Below are 15,658 nucleotides of genomic sequence, written 5' to 3'. Positions count from 1 at the left end.
GAAGAATTCAACCCTGCTCCGGCTCGACGGTCGGCCAGCGCTCGGCCCTGGCCAGTTGCACCAGCGCCTGGCGCACGGCCCCGGGGTTGCCGCAGGCGGCGGGGAACGGCAGCCAGTGCAGGCCCTGGCCGATGCGCAGGTGGAAACCTTCTGTATCAATTCCCGCCAGCTGCGCCGCGGCATGCGCCGGCAGTCCGGCCAGTTCCACATAGTGGGCGATGGCGGCGGCGTGGTCCTTGTTCATGTGCTCGACCATGCCGCGCTCGGCTTCTCCGGCGAACGGATTGGCCAGCGGCACGCGCTCGGCGGCCAGCCAGTGGATCGCGCCGAAACCGCCGATGAAACGCCACTGGACCGGCTGCAGCACCCAGAAATCGAAATCGTGGACCCGATGGTAGTCGGCGGACTCGGGGAAATAGCGGTAGTAACGCTCGGCCGCCGCGGCGACCTCCTCCTCCGCCAATTGCCGCGCCTCGGCCAGCAGGGTGAGGCGGCCGACAGCCTGGATATCCTCGGCGCCGCGCTCGCCTACCAGCATCGAGCAGCGCGGGTCCGCCTGCAGGTTGTGGGTGTGCTGGGCGATCCGGCTGATCAGGATCAGCGGCCGGCCTTCGGCATCCAGGCAATAGGGAACCACCGAGCCGAAGGGAAAGCCCGGCCATTTCTTCGAGTGGGTGGAAAGGACCGCACGGTATTCCTTGAGCAGCAATTCTCGGGCATTCTTTGCAGCTTCAACGCTCAATTTATGACTCCTTGCATAGAATCCGTCGTAAACGGACGGGCATATCAAAGTACGTTCGCAGGTGCCGGCAAGGTCCGCTTCCAGAAACTGCTCGTGGGGTTCCAAGCAATGCAATTGAAAGACAAGGTCATCATCATCACCGGCGGCTGCCAGGGGCTCGGTCGGGCAATGGGCGAATATCTCGCCGGCAAGGGCGCCAGGCTGGCCCTGGTCGATCTCAACCGCGAACGTCTCGACGAAGCCGTCGCTGCCTGCAAGGCCGCCGGCGGCGACGCTCGCGCCTACGTGTGCAACGTGGCGGACGAGGAACAGGTTACCCACATGGTGGCCCAGGTCGCCAGCGACTTCGGCGCGATCAACGGCCTGGTCAACAACGCCGGCATCCTCCGCGACGGCCTGACCATCAAGGTCAAGGACGGCCAGTTGAGCAAGATGAGCCTGGCCCAATGGCAATCGGTGATCGACGTCAACCTCACCGGTGTGTTCCTTTGCACCCGCGAAGTGGCGGCGAAGATGATCGAGCTGAAGAACGAAGGCGCGATCGTCAACATTTCCTCGATCTCCCGCGCCGGCAACATGGGCCAGGCCAACTACTCGGCAGCCAAGGCCGGGGTCGCCGCGGATACCGTGGTCTGGGCGAAGGAACTGGCGCGCTACGGCATCCGCGTGGCCGGCGTGGCGCCGGGCTTCATCGAGACCGAGATGACCGCCGGGATGAAACCCGAGGCGCTGGAGAAGATGACCGCCGGCATCCCTCTGAAGCGCATGGGCAAGCCGGTGGAGATCGCCCATTCGGTGGCCTACATCTTCGAGAACGACTACTACACCGGCCGCGTTCTCGAACTGGACGGCGGCCTGCGCCTGTAGATCCCGGCCCGGCAAGGAAAAAGCCCCGCTATCGCGGGGCTTTTTCGTGCAGGCCGGCTTACCAGCCGACCCCGAGGCCGAAGGTATAGCGGCGCTGGTTGACGTTGCCGTCGTTGCCGCTGAACTTGTCCCATTCCGCCTTCATGCTCAGCGAAGCCCAACTGGTCAGCTTGTAGCGGATCCCCGCCTCGGTCTGCAGCTCGTAGTCCAGGCCGGATTGCAGCGGCTTGCTGACCTCGCCGTTGGTGAACAGCTCGAACTGCTTGGCCAGCAGGTAGCGGTTGTAGTCCCACTTGAAGCTCGACGAATAGAAGTGTTCCTTCTCGCCGTCGGCGAACTCGTAGTCGTTGCGGTTGACCAGGGTGGCGATGGAGAACGCGCCCAGCTCGTTGTCCCAGAACTGGTAGCCAGGGCCGGTACCGACGGTACGCTTCTTCGCCAGGTCCTCGATCATGTCGCGCTTGTAGGCGACCTGGCCCTGCCAGAACCAGTGGTCGTCGATGAAGCGGTCCAGCGCGTACTGGCCGGAATAATTGTCGGTACTGACCAGGCCGTTCTTCTTCTCGCGGTTGTACTCGCCCTGCACGTTGTGGCGCCAGAGTCCGTGGCGGGCGTGGGTCTTGAAATCGATGTCGTAGTCGGACACATCGTTCTCGGCCTGCTTGCGGTCCAGCGAGAAATCGACGTTGCCGTTCCATACCCAGTCCTGGAGGATCGGCTTGGGCGGCATCATCTGCTGGATGCTGGCCAGCTCCACGGTCTTCGGCTCGCCATTGACCAGGGTCACCTGGCCCGGCCCGGCGGCCCTGATGCCCTTGGAATGCTCGCCGGTCTCGGCATCCTGCTTGACCAGCAGGTTCTGCTCGCTCTCGAAGGTGGAGATCTTGTCCCACTTGAGCGTGATGTCGCCGCCATAGTCGGTCTTCAGCAGCAGCTTGCCGCCGTCGAACAGGGTGATCTTGCCGGTAAGGCGGTCACCGTTCTTCATCCAGACCGTATCGGCAAGGGCAGAGGTGGAACTTGCAAGGGCAGCGAGGCACAGCAGGATTCTCGACAACATGAGCACAAATCAACTGAGTTGGGTTCGAAGAGGCCGGCATTATCCAAATGCCGGGCGGCAGAGCAAGGACCGGGGCACGGGCGGTAAAGTTCAGCCGGATCGACCGAAAGGTGAGCCGCATCACCAGCCGACGCCGACCCCGATCAGGTAATGCCGGTCGGACTGGGTGCCCCCCTCGGTGCGCAACTGGTCCAGTTCATAGAGGAACGAAAGACGCGCCCAACTGTTCAGGCGATAGCGCAGGCCGTATTCGCTGTCGAGCAGGTAGTCGATCCGCTCGATGCCGGGAACCAGCACGGTTCCCTTGCTGTACAGCTCCAGCCGGGTGCCGGCGAGCAGCCGCTTGTAGTCCCACTCCAGCGAATAGGAGGTGAAATCCTCGCGCGGCTGATCGCGCCACTCCAGTTGCCAGCGACTGATCTCGGCGACCAGGTCGAAACGCCCGAGTTCGTCGTCCCAGAACTGGTAGCCGGGGCCGGTTCCCAGCGCGCTCTGGCGCTCCAGGTTGTCGATCGCATCGTGCTTCTGCGAATAGCTGCCGCGCCAGAACCAGTGTTCGTCGAAGAAGCGATCGAGGTCGTAGTCCAGCTCCCAGTTGTCCTCGACCTTGCGCCCGTCCTTCTTTTCCCGCTCCACTTCCCCCGCCAGCACGTGGCGCCAGGCACCATGGCGAAGCCGGGTATCCCCCTTGAGCTTCCATTCGTCCTTGTCGCTGTCGTTGCGCTTGCTATCCAGCTTGACGTCGAGATTGCCCTCCCAGACCAGGTCCTCCACCAGCGGTCGCGGCGGCACCATCTGGCGAATACTGGCCAGCGGGACGGTATGGCTGCCGCCATCGACGATCCGCACCATGCCCTTGCCCGCCGCCTCCAGGGTTCGGCTACGCTGCCCGGATACGCCCTGCTGCTTGATCAGCAGGGGTTTGTCGGAACTGATGGTGTCGATATCCTTCCAATCGATCAGCACCTGGCCGGCATAACGGGTCTTCAGCGCCAGCTTGCCGCCGTCCATCAGCACGATCTCACCGGACAGGCGGTCGCCGTTGTCCAGCCATACGGTGTCGGCCAGCGCGGGGCCGGCCAGGAGCATCACGACGATTGAACAGAGGGCTCTGAGCGACATGGGCGTTCACAAGGCGGACAGGAAAGGGAAAACCGATGAGCATGCCTGGGCCGGCAGCGACCCGGCAAGTGCCCAGGCGCGCCGCGAGGCCCTGTACCTGGTGCTGGCGCAGGTGCCGCCGGGGCAGGTGGTCAGCTACGGGCAACTGGCCGAACTGGCCGGCCTAGGCCGCGCCGCCCGCTGGGTCGGCAGGACGCTCAGCCAGTTGCCGGTGGATACCCGCCTGCCCTGGCATCGGGTTCTCGGCGCCGGCGGTCGCATCAGTCTGCCGGCGGACAGTCCCGGCGGTCGCGAACAGCGCGCACGCTTGCGCGAGGAAGGCGTTCTCCTGCACAACGACAGGGTGGACATACGTCGGCATGGCTGGCTTACAGCGAAGTAGAGCGGTTAGAGTGCGCGTTATTTTTTGCGGAACGGTTACCCCATGACTCAGCAATCCTGGCGAGAGGCCCTGGTCGCCTACAAGTCTCCCGCCAGCCTGGCCCTCCTGCTGCTCGGCTTCGCCGCCGGCCTGCCGACCATGCTGGTGTTCAACACCCTGTCGGTGTGGCTGCGCGAAGCCGGCGTGGCGCGGGATACCATCGGTTTCGCCAGTTGGCTGGGGCTGGTGTACGCCTTCAAGTGGGTCTGGTCGCCGATGCTCGACCAGTGGCGCCTGCCCTTCGTCGGCCGTCTCGGCCGGCGCCGTTCCTGGCTGGTGTTCTCGCAGGTGCTGATCGCCCTGGGACTGCTCGGCATGGCCCTGTGCAATCCGCAGAGCCACCTGCCCTGGCTGATCGGCCTGGCCCTGCTGGTGGCGTTCGCCTCCGCCACCCAGGACATCGCGATCGACGCCTACCGCCTGGAAATCGCCGAGGATAGCCGCCAGGCCGCCCTCGCTGCCTGCTACATGACCGGCTACCGCGCGGCGATCCTGCTGGCCAGCGCCGGCGCGCTGATTCTCGCCGAATGGTTCGGCTCCACCAGCCTCAACTACAGCCAGTCGGCCTGGGGCCTGACCTATGCGTTGTTCGCCCTGCTGATCCTGCCTGGGCTGGTCACCAGCCTGCTGATCCGCGAGCCGGCGGTGGACGTGCCGATCCACGTCAACCCGTCGCGTTTCGACTTCAACCACCAACTGCTCTCGGTGCTCCTGCTGCTGATCCTGCTGATTTCGCTGCCGGCGATGATCACCGCCCTCCTCGACCGCGCCTGGCCGCGCGCCGGCCTCTACGCGCTGCTCATGGGGATCTGCCTGTCGCCGTGGGGACGCCAGCAGATCCGCCCGGTCCGCGAACTGCTCGCCACCGTGCGTAGGCCGCTGCTGGTGGCGGCGCGCGGCAAGGAAGTGCCGCTGTTCGATTTCGTCCACCAGGCGGTCTCGGTGATGGTGCTGATCATCCTCCTCGTCACCGTCACCGCCATGTGCCGCGCCTACTACTCCGGCGCCTGGCCGCGCGGCACGCTGTTCCTGCTGATCGCCGCGTCCTGCCTGTCGGCACCCGGACGCCTGCTGATGGCCCCGGTGCTGACGCCGATCACCGAGTTCGTCCAGCGTTATCGCTGGCAGGCCCTGCTGCTGCTCGGCCTGATCTCCACCTATCGCCTGTCGGACACGGTGATGGGGGTGATGGCCGGGGTCTTCTACATCGACATGGGCTTCTCCAAGGAAGTCATCGCCAGTGTCAGCAAGGTCTTCGGCGTACTCATGACCCTGATCGGCGCCGCCGCCGGCGGGGTGCTGATCGCCCGCTTCAGCATCCTCTCCATCCTGTTCATCGGCGGTGCCGCTTCGGCTGCCACCAACCTGCTGTTCGCCATGCTCGCCCAGCTCGGCCCGCTGCACGCCGAGGCCCTGCCCAGCCATGACGTGATCAGCCTGGTGATGGCGCTCGAGCCGCACGTGCTGATGCTGGTGATGACCATCACCCTCGACAACTTCAGCGGCGGCCTCGCCGCCTCGGCCTTCGTCGCCTACCTGTCGAGCCTGACCAACCTGAAGTTCTCCGCCACCCAGTACGCCATGCTCAGCTCGACCATGCTCCTGCTGCCGCGCTTCATCGGCGGCTACTCCGGAACCATGGTCGAGAGCCTCGGCTACGAGCACTTCTTCTACGTCACCGCGGTGATGGGCATTCCCACCCTGCTGCTGATCGGCTGGTTGTGGCTGCGCCGCGCGCCGTCCAGCGAGACGCCGGCGCCGGGTCACCAGAACGCCGAGCAGCACTGAGGCAAGAATGAAAAAGGCCGGCATTCGCCGGCCTTTTTCGTGGATCGTGCGGGCCCTCAGTCGGCCATCGCGCCCTGCACAACCTTGACCACCCGCTGCGGGAAGGGAATGCCGATACCTTCCTTGCCCAGCGCGTCGCGGGCCTTTTCGTTGAACATGAACATCACGTCCCAGTAGTCGGCGTTCTTCACCCAGACCCTCAGGGACAGGGTAATCGCGCTTTCGCCGAGATTGGAAACCACCGCCACCGGTGCCGGGTCCTTCAGAACCCGCGGGTCGTCGGCCATGGCCAGGAGAATGTTCTGCGCATTCTTCAGGTCGGCGTCGTAGTCGATGCCGACGTCGAAGATCACCTTGCGCAGCGGCTCGGCGGAGTAGTTGGTCACCGTTCCGTTGGACAGCGCCCCGTTGGGCACGATGATCCGCTTGTTGTCGCCGCTACGCAGCACGGTGTGGAAGATCAGGATCGAATCCACGGTACCGGCCACGCCCTGCGCCTCGATCCAGTCGCCGACCTTGAACGGGCGGAACAGCAGGATCAGCACGCCGCCAGCGAAGTTAGCCAGGCTGCCCTGCAGGGCCAGGCCGATGGCCAGGCCGGCGGCGCCGATGGCGGCGACGAAGCTGGTGGTCTGGATGCCGATCATGGAAGCCACGCTGACCACCAGCAGGATCTTCAGGACGATGCTCACCAGGCTGCCGACGAAGCCCTGCAGGGTGCGGTCGACGCTGCGCCTGGCGAGCAGGCCGCCGACCCGGCCGGTCAGGGTGTTGATCAGCCACCAGCCGATCGCCAGGGTCAGCAGCGCCAGGGCGACCTTGCCGCTGTACTCCAGCACGATCGGCAGCCAGGACTCGGTCTGCTGCACCAGTCGGTCGTAGTTCAATTCCATGCATTACCTCCATTTCTCGAAAAAACACCCCTCCCTTCCGCAACGGAAACGGGACGGGCTTGCAGATTCCTGCCCGGACGCCGTGGGCCGACGTTCCCGGGCCTGGATACGAATCGGCGCAGCGCGGACGAACCGACGCTGCGCCGACAGGGGCGGACAACGCGGGAGAGGTCGCGGCGGCGCTACTCCCTATTGCGATGCCCGGGATGGCGAGAGGTTCCGAAAAACCTCGTCAATCGCGGAAGTTGGTGAACTGCAGCGGCATGCCGAGGGATTCGCCGCGCAGCAGGGCGATGGCCTCCTGCAGATCGTCGCGCTTCTTGCCGGTGACGCGTACCTGCTCGCCCTGGATGGCGGCCTGGACCTTGAGCTTGCGCTCCTTGATCAGGCCGACGATCTTCTTCGCCAGGTCCTTGTCGATGCCCTCGCGGAAGTTCACTTCCTGCTTGACCACCTTGCCCGACGGGTAGGCATCCTTGATCTCCATGCACTGGCTGTCGACCTTGCGCTTGACCAGGTTGGAACGCAGGATGTCGAGCATCTGCTCGAGCATGAAATCGGCTTCGGCGGTGAGGGTCACCGACTTGTCCTTGGCTTCGAAACTGCATTTGCCTTTCAGGTCGAAACGGCGATCCAGTTCCTTGATGGCGTTGTCCACGGCGTTGGTCAACTCGTGTTTGTCCAGTTCGGACACCACGTCGAACGAAGGCATGTCATCTCTCCAGATGGACGGCGCGACAGGGTTCACAGACGGAACCGCGCCTGGCTTGACGGTAAAAAATGCCCGCCCATTATAACCGAGCCCTCGCGAGCGAATGCCCGCCGGTGTGGCGGAGACCGACGATTTCTTCCCGATGGCGCGCGCGACCGCGGCCGGGACCCGGCCTCCCGCGACGAACCGGGCCCTTGCCGGCAGCGTACCGGCGCCCATCCTCTTCTCGAGTCCGTTCATGCCCAACCCCGATCTCAGCATCCTGGTCGTCGACGACGCCAAGTTTTCCAGCGCCATGATCGGCCGCGCCCTCAGCCAGGCCGGCTACCAGGACATCCGCTTCGCCAGCAGCGCCAGCGAGGCCCTGCAGCAGCTCGAACAACGCCCGGTCAGCGTGCTCCTGGCCGACTGGCTGATGCCGGAGATGGACGGCCTGGAACTGACCGCCCGGGTCCGCCAACTGGACGAAAGCATCAACCACTACACCTACATCGTCCTGCTCACCGGCAAGGAAGGCGAGAACGTCCTCGGCGAGGCCTTCGACCGCGGCGTCGACGACTTCGTCAGCAAGGCCGCAATGAACGAGCAACTGGTGCCGCGCATCTACGCAGCCGACCGCCTGTGCAACACCCTGCAACGGTTGCTGGTGGAAAACCGCCTGCTCACCGAAAACATCGCGCGGATGGAAGAACGCAACCTGGTGGATACCCTCACCGGCCTCGGCAATCCCCGCTACCTGCGCCAGAAGCTGGCCGACAGCCTGCGCCAGGTGGAAACCCGCGGTGGAGCGCTGTGCTACCTGCTGGTCGGCATGCCCGAGGCACCGGTCCTGCGCCAGCGGCACGGCGAGGCCTTCCATCGCGAGCTGCTGCTCGGCGTGGCCAGGCGCCTGCAACAGCTGGTCCGGCCGCTGGACGTGCTGGTGCGCCTGGACGAGCAGCATTTCGCCCTGATCACCCTGGTGGAGGACCTGCACGAATGCTCGTCGAGCAGCTTCAAGCGGCTGCACGACGGGCTCAACCTGAAGGCCTTCAAGACCAGCGAAGGCTTCATCAGCCTGAAAGCCGGCATCGCCATGCTAGGCCTCGACAGCGGGGCATTGCCGCTGGGCATCGACGAACTGCTGCAGCGCACCGAGGCCCTGTTGCCCGATGCCTATGCCAGCGGCAGGATCGCAACCTGCCGGCTACCGGCACTGCGCTAGACTTCGCTCTATCGTCAGCCATTCGCAGTAGCCACCATGACCTGGCATATCCTCGGCGCCGGTAGCCTCGGCAGCCTATGGGCCGCGCGCCTCGGGCGCGCCGGCCTGCCCGTCCGCCTGATCCTGCGCGACCGCCAGCGCCTGCGCCGCTACCAACAGGCCGGCGGACTGAGCCTGGTGGAAGACGGCCAGGCCAGCCTCTACCCGATCGCCGCGGAAACCCCGGACGGCGGGCAACCCATCCAGCGCCTGCTGCTGGCCTGCAAGGCCTACGACGCGGAGGAAGCCGCCTCCAGCGTGGCCCATCGCCTGGCCGGAAACGCCGAACTGCTGTTGCTGCAGAACGGCCTGGGCAGCCAGCAGGCGGTCGCCGCCCGCCTGCCGCGCAGCCGCTGCCTGTTCGCCTCCAGCACCGAAGGCGCGTTCCGCGATGGCGATTTCCGCGTGGTCTTCGCCGGCCGCGGGCACACCTGGCTCGGCGATCCGCGCGACACAAGCGCCCCCGCCTGGCTGACGCAGCTGTCCCAGGCCGGGATCCCGCACAGCTGGAGCGACGACATCCTCGAACGCCTGTGGCGCAAGCTGGCCCTGAACTGCGCGATCAACCCACTGACCGTCCTTCACGATTGCCGCAACGGCGGCCTGCGGCAGCACCCGGAAGAGATCGCCGCGCTTTGCGACGAACTCGGCCAGTTGCTCCACGCCAGCGGCTACGACGCCGCCGCCAGGAGCCTGCTGGAGGATGTCCGGGCGGTGATCGACGCCACCGCGGCCAACTATTCCTCGATGCATCAGGACGTCACCCGGGGCCGGCGCACGGAAATCGGCTATCTGCTCGGCTACGCCTGCCAGCACGGGCAGCGCCTGGGACTACCGTTGCCGCGCCTGGGAACCTTGCTCGCCCGCCTCCAGGCCCATCTGCGCCAGCGCGGTTTGCCCGACCGCTAAAGCGCGTTACCCTGCCCGCCATTCCTTTTCGCCGCGGACCGCCAGAGCCCATGAACCTGCGCCAGCGCCTCGACAACCTGCCCGTAGGGCAGAAACTGCTCGCCGCCCTGCTGATCCTGCTGGCCACCGTGCTGCTGGTGGCCAACCTGGCGTTCATCAGCGCCGCCTACTGGATTTCCCAGGAAAGCGTCGCCCCCCAGGCGATGCAGACCATCGGCCGGCTGATCGCCAACCCGGCGCTCAGCCAGCCGGCGCTCAGTTCGCCGCAGACCGCCGAGGTCCTGCTGCGCCAGCTCAACGATTACCAGCCGTTGCGCGCCGCGGCCCTGTACGACAGCAATGGGCTGATGCTAGCCGACCTGCAACGCGGCGACACCCTCAAGCTGCCGGCCCGCCTGGACCGCCTGGAGCACTGGAGGCGCGGCGAGTACCGCCTCAACGCGCTGATCGAACTGCCCCAGGAAAACGCCCGCCCCGGCTACCTGCTGCTGGTGGCCAGCGGCGAACTGCCGAGCGCGTTCTACACCGGAACCCTCACCGCCAGCCTGGCGATCCTCGGCGTCAGCGTGCTGCTCTGGCTGCTGGTGGCGCAGCAGATACGCCGCCTGATCACCCGGCCGATCCGCGATCTCGAGGAACTGTCGCGACAGGTCACCCGCGAGGAGAACTACGCCCTCCGCGCCCAGCGCGGCAACGGCGACGAAATCGGCCGCCTGGCCGACGCGTTCAACACCATGCTGACCCGCATCGAGGCCCGCGAGCAGCAGCTCAAGCGCGCCCGCGACGATGCCCAGGAAGCGGTCGAGCAGGCCCAGAGCCTGGCCGAGGAAACCCGCCGCTCGAACCGCAAGCTGGAACTGGAAGTGCAGGTGCGCAGCAAGATCGAGAAGAAGCTCACCGGTTTCCAGCACTACCTCAACAGCATCATCGACTCCATGCCTTCGGCGCTGATCGCGGTGGACGAGCAACTCTACGTCACGCAGTGGAACCAGGAGGCCAGCCAGCTTTCCGGCACCAGCCTGGACGATGCGGTCAACCAGCCGGTGTTCCTCGCCTTTCCCTCGCTAAAGCCGTTCCTTCCGCAGCTCACCCGGGCTGCCGAGAAGCACAGCGTGGAGCGTGTCGAACGGGTCACCTGGGCGCTGATCGACACGCCACGCCACTACGCCCTGACCTTCTACCCGCTGATGGGCGGCACCGGCCGCGGCGCGGTGATCCGCATCGATGACATCACCCAGCGGCTGAGCCTGGAAGAAGTGATGGTGCAATCGGAGAAGATGCTCTCGGTCGGCAGCCTCGCCGCCGGCATGGCCCACGAGATCAACAACCCGCTCGGCGCGATCCTGCACAACGTGCAGAACATCAAGCGGCGCCTGTCCCCGGAGCTGGCGAAGAACGTCGAGCTGGCGGCCGAGGTCGGAGTACCGCTGGAAGATATCAATCACTACCTCGACGGCCGCGACATCCCGCGCCTGCTGGAAGGCATCCAGCACGCCGGCTCGCGGGCAGCGAAGATCGTCACCCACATGCTCGCCTTCAGCCGCCGCAGCCACCGGCAGATGACCGCTTGCGAACTGCCCGCACTGCTCGAACAGGCGGTGGAAATCGCCGGTAACGACTTCGACCTGGCCGAAGGCTTCGACTTCAAGTCGTTGCAGATCGTCCACGAGTTCGACCCCAACCTCGGCCCGGTGCCGGTGATCGCCAACGAGGTCGAGCAGGTCCTGCTCAACCTGCTGAAGAACGCCGCCCAGGCCATCCACCAGCGCGACGACGAAGAGGAAGGCGAACAGGGTCGGATCGTCCTGCGCACGCGCCTGACGCCGCCCTGGGCGGAAGTCCAGGTGGAAGACAACGGCAGCGGCATGCCCGAACTGGTGCGCAAGCGTATCTTCGAGCCGTTCTTCACCACCAAGGAAGTCGGCCAGGGCACCGGTCTCGGCCTGTCCGTCTCGTATTTCATCATCACCAACAATCACAAGGGCCAGATGGAAGTACGCTCGGAACTGGGCCGCGGCACATGCTTCAGCATCCGCCTGCCGCTGGAAAGCTCCGAAGCGGTCGCCCCGGCACAAGCCAAGGCCCTGCCGCCCGCTCTGCCGCAACCCGGTAGCAGCCTGCGGCGGGGCGACGAAGAGGAAGGTTGAAACCATGGGCAATCGATTGTCGAAGATCTACACCCGTACCGGCGACCGTGGCGAGACCGGCCTGGCCGGCGGACGCCGGGTGCCCAAGAGCCATCCACGCATCGAGGCGATCGGCGCGGTGGACGAATTGAACAGCCAGTTGGGGCTGCTCCTTGCCGAGCTGCTGGAAGCGCGTGGCGCACATCCCGGCCTGGAGGAGATCGTCCAGGCGCTGGCGCCAGTGCAACACCGCCTGTTCGACCTCGGCGGGGAGCTGGCGATGCCGGAGTATCGGGCCCTGGACGAGACGGAAGTGGCACGCCTGGAAAGCTGCATCGACCGCTGGAACGACGAGCTGGGCCCGCTGAAGAATTTCATCCTCCCCGGCGGTTCCCGCCTGGTCGCCCAGGCCCATGTCTGCCGCAGCCTGGCGCGCAGTGCCGAACGGCGCTGCCAGGCGCTGGACCAGGAGGAAACGCTGGAGGGCGTCGGCCTGCGCTACCTGAACCGGCTCTCCGACCTGCTGTTCGTCGCCGCCCGCGCCATCGCCCGGCGCCAGGGCGTGGCGGAGATTCTCTGGGAAGCGGCGGCAAAACCGGACTGACGGCGAGCGAGGGCTCGGCATCGAGACGAAAAAAAAGAGGCCGAAGCCTCCTTTTTTCTTCATTCCACCGTCAAAGGCCGCCCGGCCAGAACGCACGGATACCCGCCACGCCCTGGGCTCCATGCTCCCAAGCCTGCTCGGCTTGCTGCGGACCGACGCCACCCAGCAGGTAGACCGGCTGGTTGAAGCCGGCGATCAGTTCGGCGGCCTTGTCCCACCCCAGCGCCGGCTCGCCGGGATGGCTCTCGGTCGGCTGTACCGGCGAAAGGGTGACGAACTCCACTCCCATCGAGGCGGCCAGGGCCAGTTCCTCCGCGTCGTGGCAGGAGGCGGCCAGCAGGCGCCCTTCGGGGAACGGCCGACCGGCGCTGGCGTATTTGCGCAGTTGAGCGGAGGTCAGGTGCCAACCGGCAGCCGGGAAGTCGCCCAGCCACTCCAGCGGGCCTTTCAGCATCAGTTGCGCCTTGCCGGCGCAGAGTCCCTGGATATCGATGGCGAGATCGCGGTATTCGGGACTGAACATGTTCGGCGCGCGCAACTGGATCAGGCGGATGCCCGCCTCCACCGCCTTGCGTACGCCGCTGATCAGCTCGCCCGGCTCCAGGCCGTCCGGAGTGATCAGATAGTGCGCCGGCAGGCGCGCGGCCTGGACGATCGGCGCGTTGGCAGCGGGGAACTCGTAGTCCGCCAGCTCGCGCGGCTCCACCCAGGCCAGCGGTTGGCCCTCGACGCCGTGGGCTTCGCCGGAAAACCCGTCGACCTCCCAGACATCGAGCAGGACGTGCTTGTCGGCATAGTCGTGACGGACCTGGATCAGCGGCCGGGCCCGCTCGACACGGATGCCCAGTTCCTCTTCCAGCTCACGGGCCAACGCCGCGCGCACCGGCTCGCCGTCCTCCACCTTGCCCCCGGGAAACTCCCACAGGCCGCCCTGATGCTTGTCTTCCGGCCGCCGGGCGATCAGCACCCGGCCATCGGAGCCACGAATCACGGCCGCGGCGACATGTACTCGTTTCACGGATCATCTCCTCGCTACTGCCGTCACGCACCGCCGGAAGCGGCGGACGGCCATCAACTACCGGCCTGCTCGCGCAATGCCGCGTCGTACCAGGTGCGGAACGCAGGCCACTGATAAATCGTCTCGACATAGGTCCGGGCGATATCCGGCAACTCCACCGCATAACTGCGGAAACGCGCCGCCACCGGTGCGTAGAACGCATCCGCCAGGCTGGCGTGGCCGAACAGGAACGGACCGTCCTGGCCGAAGCGCCGCCGGCAATCCGCCCAGGCTTCGCAGATACGTTGAATATCCTGTCGTGTCGCCTCGGACAATTCCACCAATGGCTGCTGGCGCCGCAGGTCCATCGGCAGCTCGCCGCGCAACGCGGCGAAACCGCTGTGCATTTCCGCGCAGACCGAACGGGCCAGCGCCCGCGCCGCCTCGCCGCGCGGCCACAGGTGGGCCTCGGGGAAGCGCTCGGCGAGGTACTCGGCGATGGCCAGGGAATCCCAGATGTCGCCATCCTCGCTTTTCAGCAAGGGCACCTTGCCGGTCGGCGAATATTGCAGGATCCGCTCCCGGGTATCGGGCCGCCCCAGCGGGACGAGGATCTCGTCGAACGCCGCCCCGCTCATGCGCAGGGCCAGCCAGCCCCGCAGCGACCAGGACGAGTCATTGCGATTGCCAATCACGATGGTCAGGGCCATGCGCCTCTCCTCTTCGGCCGCCCGACGCGGACGGCCATGCACCAGAGAACTTAAGAGGCGCACGGACCGATGGCAAATTCCCGATTTTCATCCATCGATGAAGGATCGGAATGCCTGGCTTCAGGTGCGGTACTCTGCGTTGATCTTCACGTATTCGTGGGACAGGTCGGTGGTCCAGATGGTCTCGCTGCAGGTGCCGCGTCCCAGTTCGATGCGGATGCCGATCTCGGCCTGGGCCATCACCGCCGCACCCTGCTCCTCGGTGTAACTGGCCGCCCGGCCGCCACGGCTGGCGATACAGACGTCGCCAAGGAACACGTCGATCTTGCTCACGTCCAGATTGGCCACGCCGGCACGTCCGACCGCGGCGAGGATGCGTCCCCAGTTCGGGTCGGAGGCGAACAGCGCGGTCTTGATCAGCGGCGAGTGGGCCACGGCATAGCCGACATCCAGGCACTCCTGGTGGGTGGCGCCGCCGTTGACCTGAACAGTGACGAACTTGGTCGCGCCCTCGCCATCGCGAACGATGGCCTGGGCCAGCTCCATGGAAACCTCCAGTACCGCTTGCTTCAACGCGGCGAACAGCGCGCCGCTGGCCTGGGTGACTTCCGGCAGCGCCGCGCGACCGGTGGCGATCAGCATGCAGCAGTCGTTGGTGGAGGTATCGCCGTCGATGGTGATGCGGTTGAAGGACTTGTTGGCGGCGTCGCGCAACAGATCCTGCAGCACGCCCTGGGCGACCTTGGCGTCGGTGGCGATATAACCGAGCATGGTCGCCATGTTCGGCTTGATCATCCCGGCGCCCTTGCTGATCCCGGTGACGGTGACGGTCACGCCATCGTGCACGAACTGGCGGCTGGCGCCCTTGGGCAGGGTATCGGTGGTCATGATTCCCGCGGCAGCTTCGGCCCAGCGGTCCTCGGCCAGGTCGGCCAGGGCCGCAGGCAACGCCGCCTCGATCTTGGCCACCGGCAGGGGCTCGCCGATCACCCCGGTGGAATATGGCAGCACCGAAGTCTCGGCGACCCCGGCCAGTTCGGCGAGCTTGGCACAGGTTTGCGCGGCGGCGACGAGGCCGGCCTCGCCGGTACCGGCGTTGGCGTTGCCGGTATTGGTCAGCAGGTAGCGCACCTCACCGAGGAAACGCTGCTTGGCCAGGGTCACCGGCGCGGCACAGAACGCGTTCAGGGTGAACACCCCGGCCACGCTGGAGCCTTCGGCGCAGCGCATGACCACCACGTCTTTGCGCCCCGGTCGCTTGATGCCGGCGGAAGCGATGCCGAGTTCGAAACCGGGGACCGGGTGCAGGGTGGACAGGGGGCCAAGACCGACAGCCATGGGAACGCGCTCCTTTACCAAACAGTGGACTCGATGCCGTCTGCGACGGCGTGACGGAAAACGCATCGGCGCCGGTCTGGCGCCAATTCGAACAAACGCCGCGAGCGGCAGGACCGGTCGCGGCGT

General features: G+C 66.1%; 15 protein-coding genes. 7 read left to right on the top strand and 8 right to left on the bottom strand.

What is annotated here, in order from left to right:
- Positions 1-7: 7 nt before the first annotated feature.
- Complete coding sequence (locus HMPREF2914_RS20710; protein WP_009315950.1) at positions 8-742, bottom strand: HugZ family pyridoxamine 5'-phosphate oxidase; 735 nt, start codon at positions 740-742, stop codon at positions 8-10.
- A 108-nt stretch (positions 743-850) separates the two neighbouring features.
- Here HMPREF2914_RS20710 and HMPREF2914_RS20705 point away from each other — a divergent pair, with 108 nt between their 5' ends.
- A complete protein-coding gene (locus HMPREF2914_RS20705; RefSeq protein WP_003094072.1) occupies positions 851-1,609 on the top strand; it encodes an SDR family oxidoreductase in 759 nt (252 codons plus the stop codon).
- A gap of 58 nt (positions 1,610-1,667) precedes the next feature.
- Here the strand turns inward: HMPREF2914_RS20705 and HMPREF2914_RS20700 are convergent, their stop codons facing one another.
- Positions 1,668-2,675, bottom strand: a complete 1,008-nt coding sequence (locus HMPREF2914_RS20700) for a DUF481 domain-containing protein (protein WP_078452325.1) — start codon at positions 2,673-2,675, stop codon at positions 1,668-1,670.
- A gap of 114 nt (positions 2,676-2,789) precedes the next feature.
- Entirely contained in the window at positions 2,790-3,791 is a 1,002-nt protein-coding gene (locus HMPREF2914_RS20695; protein WP_003120893.1) for a DUF481 domain-containing protein, read from the bottom strand.
- Here HMPREF2914_RS20695 and HMPREF2914_RS20690 point away from each other — a divergent pair.
- Both HMPREF2914_RS20690 and ampG read left to right on the top strand, forming a co-directional pair.
- Positions 3,790-4,173: an MGMT family protein gene (locus tag HMPREF2914_RS20690; RefSeq protein ID WP_003112757.1), complete on the top strand. Its 384-nt coding sequence runs from the start codon at positions 3,790-3,792 to the stop codon at positions 4,171-4,173. The two genes, HMPREF2914_RS20695 and HMPREF2914_RS20690, sit on opposite strands and share 2 nt — an antisense overlap.
- Before the next feature lie 42 nt (positions 4,174-4,215).
- On the top strand, positions 4,216-6,000 hold the full coding sequence (gene ampG / locus HMPREF2914_RS20685) for an MFS transporter AmpG (protein WP_003094076.1): 1,785 nt from the start codon (positions 4,216-4,218) through the stop codon (positions 5,998-6,000).
- A 56-nt stretch (positions 6,001-6,056) separates the two neighbouring features.
- Here the strand turns inward: ampG and HMPREF2914_RS20680 are convergent, their stop codons facing one another.
- Together HMPREF2914_RS20680 and HMPREF2914_RS20675 are read right to left on the bottom strand one after the other, a co-directional pair.
- Entirely contained in the window at positions 6,057-6,893 is an 837-nt protein-coding gene (locus HMPREF2914_RS20680) for a mechanosensitive ion channel family protein (RefSeq protein WP_003094078.1), read from the bottom strand.
- A 232-nt stretch (positions 6,894-7,125) separates the two neighbouring features.
- A complete protein-coding gene (locus tag HMPREF2914_RS20675; protein WP_003094081.1) occupies positions 7,126-7,605 on the bottom strand; it encodes a YajQ family cyclic di-GMP-binding protein in 480 nt (159 codons plus the stop codon).
- 103 nt (positions 7,606-7,708) lie between these two features.
- Between HMPREF2914_RS20675 and HMPREF2914_RS20670 the strand changes: the two genes are divergently transcribed.
- The 4 genes from HMPREF2914_RS20670 to HMPREF2914_RS20655 are packed head-to-tail and all read left to right on the top strand — an operon-like array spanning position 7,709 to position 12,487.
- Positions 7,709-8,809: a GGDEF domain-containing response regulator gene (locus tag HMPREF2914_RS20670; protein WP_003106524.1), complete on the top strand. Its 1,101-nt coding sequence runs from the start codon at positions 7,709-7,711 to the stop codon at positions 8,807-8,809.
- Positions 8,810-8,845: 36 nt separating this feature from the next.
- Positions 8,846-9,757: a putative 2-dehydropantoate 2-reductase gene (locus HMPREF2914_RS20665; protein ID WP_023092847.1), complete on the top strand. Its 912-nt coding sequence runs from the start codon at positions 8,846-8,848 to the stop codon at positions 9,755-9,757.
- Positions 9,758-9,807: 50 nt separating this feature from the next.
- Entirely contained in the window at positions 9,808-11,904 is a 2,097-nt protein-coding gene (locus tag HMPREF2914_RS20660; RefSeq protein ID WP_003106517.1) for a sensor histidine kinase, read from the top strand.
- 4 nt (positions 11,905-11,908) lie between these two features.
- Entirely contained in the window at positions 11,909-12,487 is a 579-nt protein-coding gene (locus HMPREF2914_RS20655) for a cob(I)yrinic acid a,c-diamide adenosyltransferase (protein WP_003094089.1), read from the top strand.
- Positions 12,488-12,557: 70 nt separating this feature from the next.
- On the opposite strand, the gene HMPREF2914_RS20650 is transcribed toward HMPREF2914_RS20655, so the two are convergent.
- The 3 genes from HMPREF2914_RS20650 to argJ all read right to left on the bottom strand — a co-directional run bounded on the left by HMPREF2914_RS20650 (position 12,558) and on the right by argJ (position 15,532).
- On the bottom strand, positions 12,558-13,505 hold the full coding sequence (locus HMPREF2914_RS20650; RefSeq protein ID WP_003110158.1) for a Nudix family hydrolase: 948 nt from the start codon (positions 13,503-13,505) through the stop codon (positions 12,558-12,560).
- Positions 13,506-13,558: 53 nt separating this feature from the next.
- Complete coding sequence (locus HMPREF2914_RS20645; protein ID WP_009315946.1) at positions 13,559-14,194, bottom strand: glutathione S-transferase family protein; 636 nt, start codon at positions 14,192-14,194, stop codon at positions 13,559-13,561.
- Positions 14,195-14,314: 120 nt separating this feature from the next.
- Positions 14,315-15,532 carry a bifunctional glutamate N-acetyltransferase/amino-acid acetyltransferase ArgJ gene (argJ, locus tag HMPREF2914_RS20640; protein ID WP_003094095.1) on the bottom strand — a complete coding sequence of 406 codons (1,218 nt, stop codon included), beginning with the start codon at positions 15,530-15,532 and terminating at the stop codon, positions 14,315-14,317.
- Between the last annotated feature and the right edge of the window lie 126 nt (positions 15,533-15,658).

This window comes from Pseudomonas sp. HMSC067G02 (genome assembly GCF_001813485.1).
Classification (GTDB): domain Bacteria; phylum Pseudomonadota; class Gammaproteobacteria; order Pseudomonadales; family Pseudomonadaceae; genus Pseudomonas; species Pseudomonas aeruginosa.
Note: the sequence above shows the minus strand (reverse complement) of the source record. Positions and strands in the feature narration are given on the sequence as shown.

Bases quoted from the DNA above. Each gene is read 5' to 3' on its own strand.
- HMPREF2914_RS20705 (WP_003094072.1), top strand. From the start codon at position 851: ATGCAATTGAAAGACAAGGTCATCATCATCACCGGCGGCTGCCAGGGG.
- HMPREF2914_RS20690 (WP_003112757.1), top strand. From the start codon at position 3,790: ATGGGCGTTCACAAGGCGGACAGGAAAGGGAAAACCGATGAGCATGCC.
- HMPREF2914_RS20695 (WP_003120893.1), bottom strand. From the start codon at position 3,791: ATGTCGCTCAGAGCCCTCTGTTCAATCGTCGTGATGCTCCTGGCCGGC.
- ampG (WP_003094076.1), top strand. From the start codon at position 4,216: ATGACTCAGCAATCCTGGCGAGAGGCCCTGGTCGCCTACAAGTCTCCC.
- HMPREF2914_RS20680 (WP_003094078.1), bottom strand. From the start codon at position 6,893: ATGGAATTGAACTACGACCGACTGGTGCAGCAGACCGAGTCCTGGCTG.
- HMPREF2914_RS20675 (WP_003094081.1), bottom strand. From the start codon at position 7,605: ATGCCTTCGTTCGACGTGGTGTCCGAACTGGACAAACACGAGTTGACC.
- HMPREF2914_RS20670 (WP_003106524.1), top strand. From the start codon at position 7,709: ATGCCCGCCGGTGTGGCGGAGACCGACGATTTCTTCCCGATGGCGCGC.
- HMPREF2914_RS20665 (WP_023092847.1), top strand. From the start codon at position 8,846: ATGACCTGGCATATCCTCGGCGCCGGTAGCCTCGGCAGCCTATGGGCC.
- HMPREF2914_RS20660 (WP_003106517.1), top strand. From the start codon at position 9,808: ATGAACCTGCGCCAGCGCCTCGACAACCTGCCCGTAGGGCAGAAACTG.
- HMPREF2914_RS20655 (WP_003094089.1), top strand. From the start codon at position 11,909: ATGGGCAATCGATTGTCGAAGATCTACACCCGTACCGGCGACCGTGGC.
- HMPREF2914_RS20645 (WP_009315946.1), bottom strand. From the start codon at position 14,194: ATGGCCCTGACCATCGTGATTGGCAATCGCAATGACTCGTCCTGGTCG.
- argJ (WP_003094095.1), bottom strand. From the start codon at position 15,532: ATGGCTGTCGGTCTTGGCCCCCTGTCCACCCTGCACCCGGTCCCCGGT.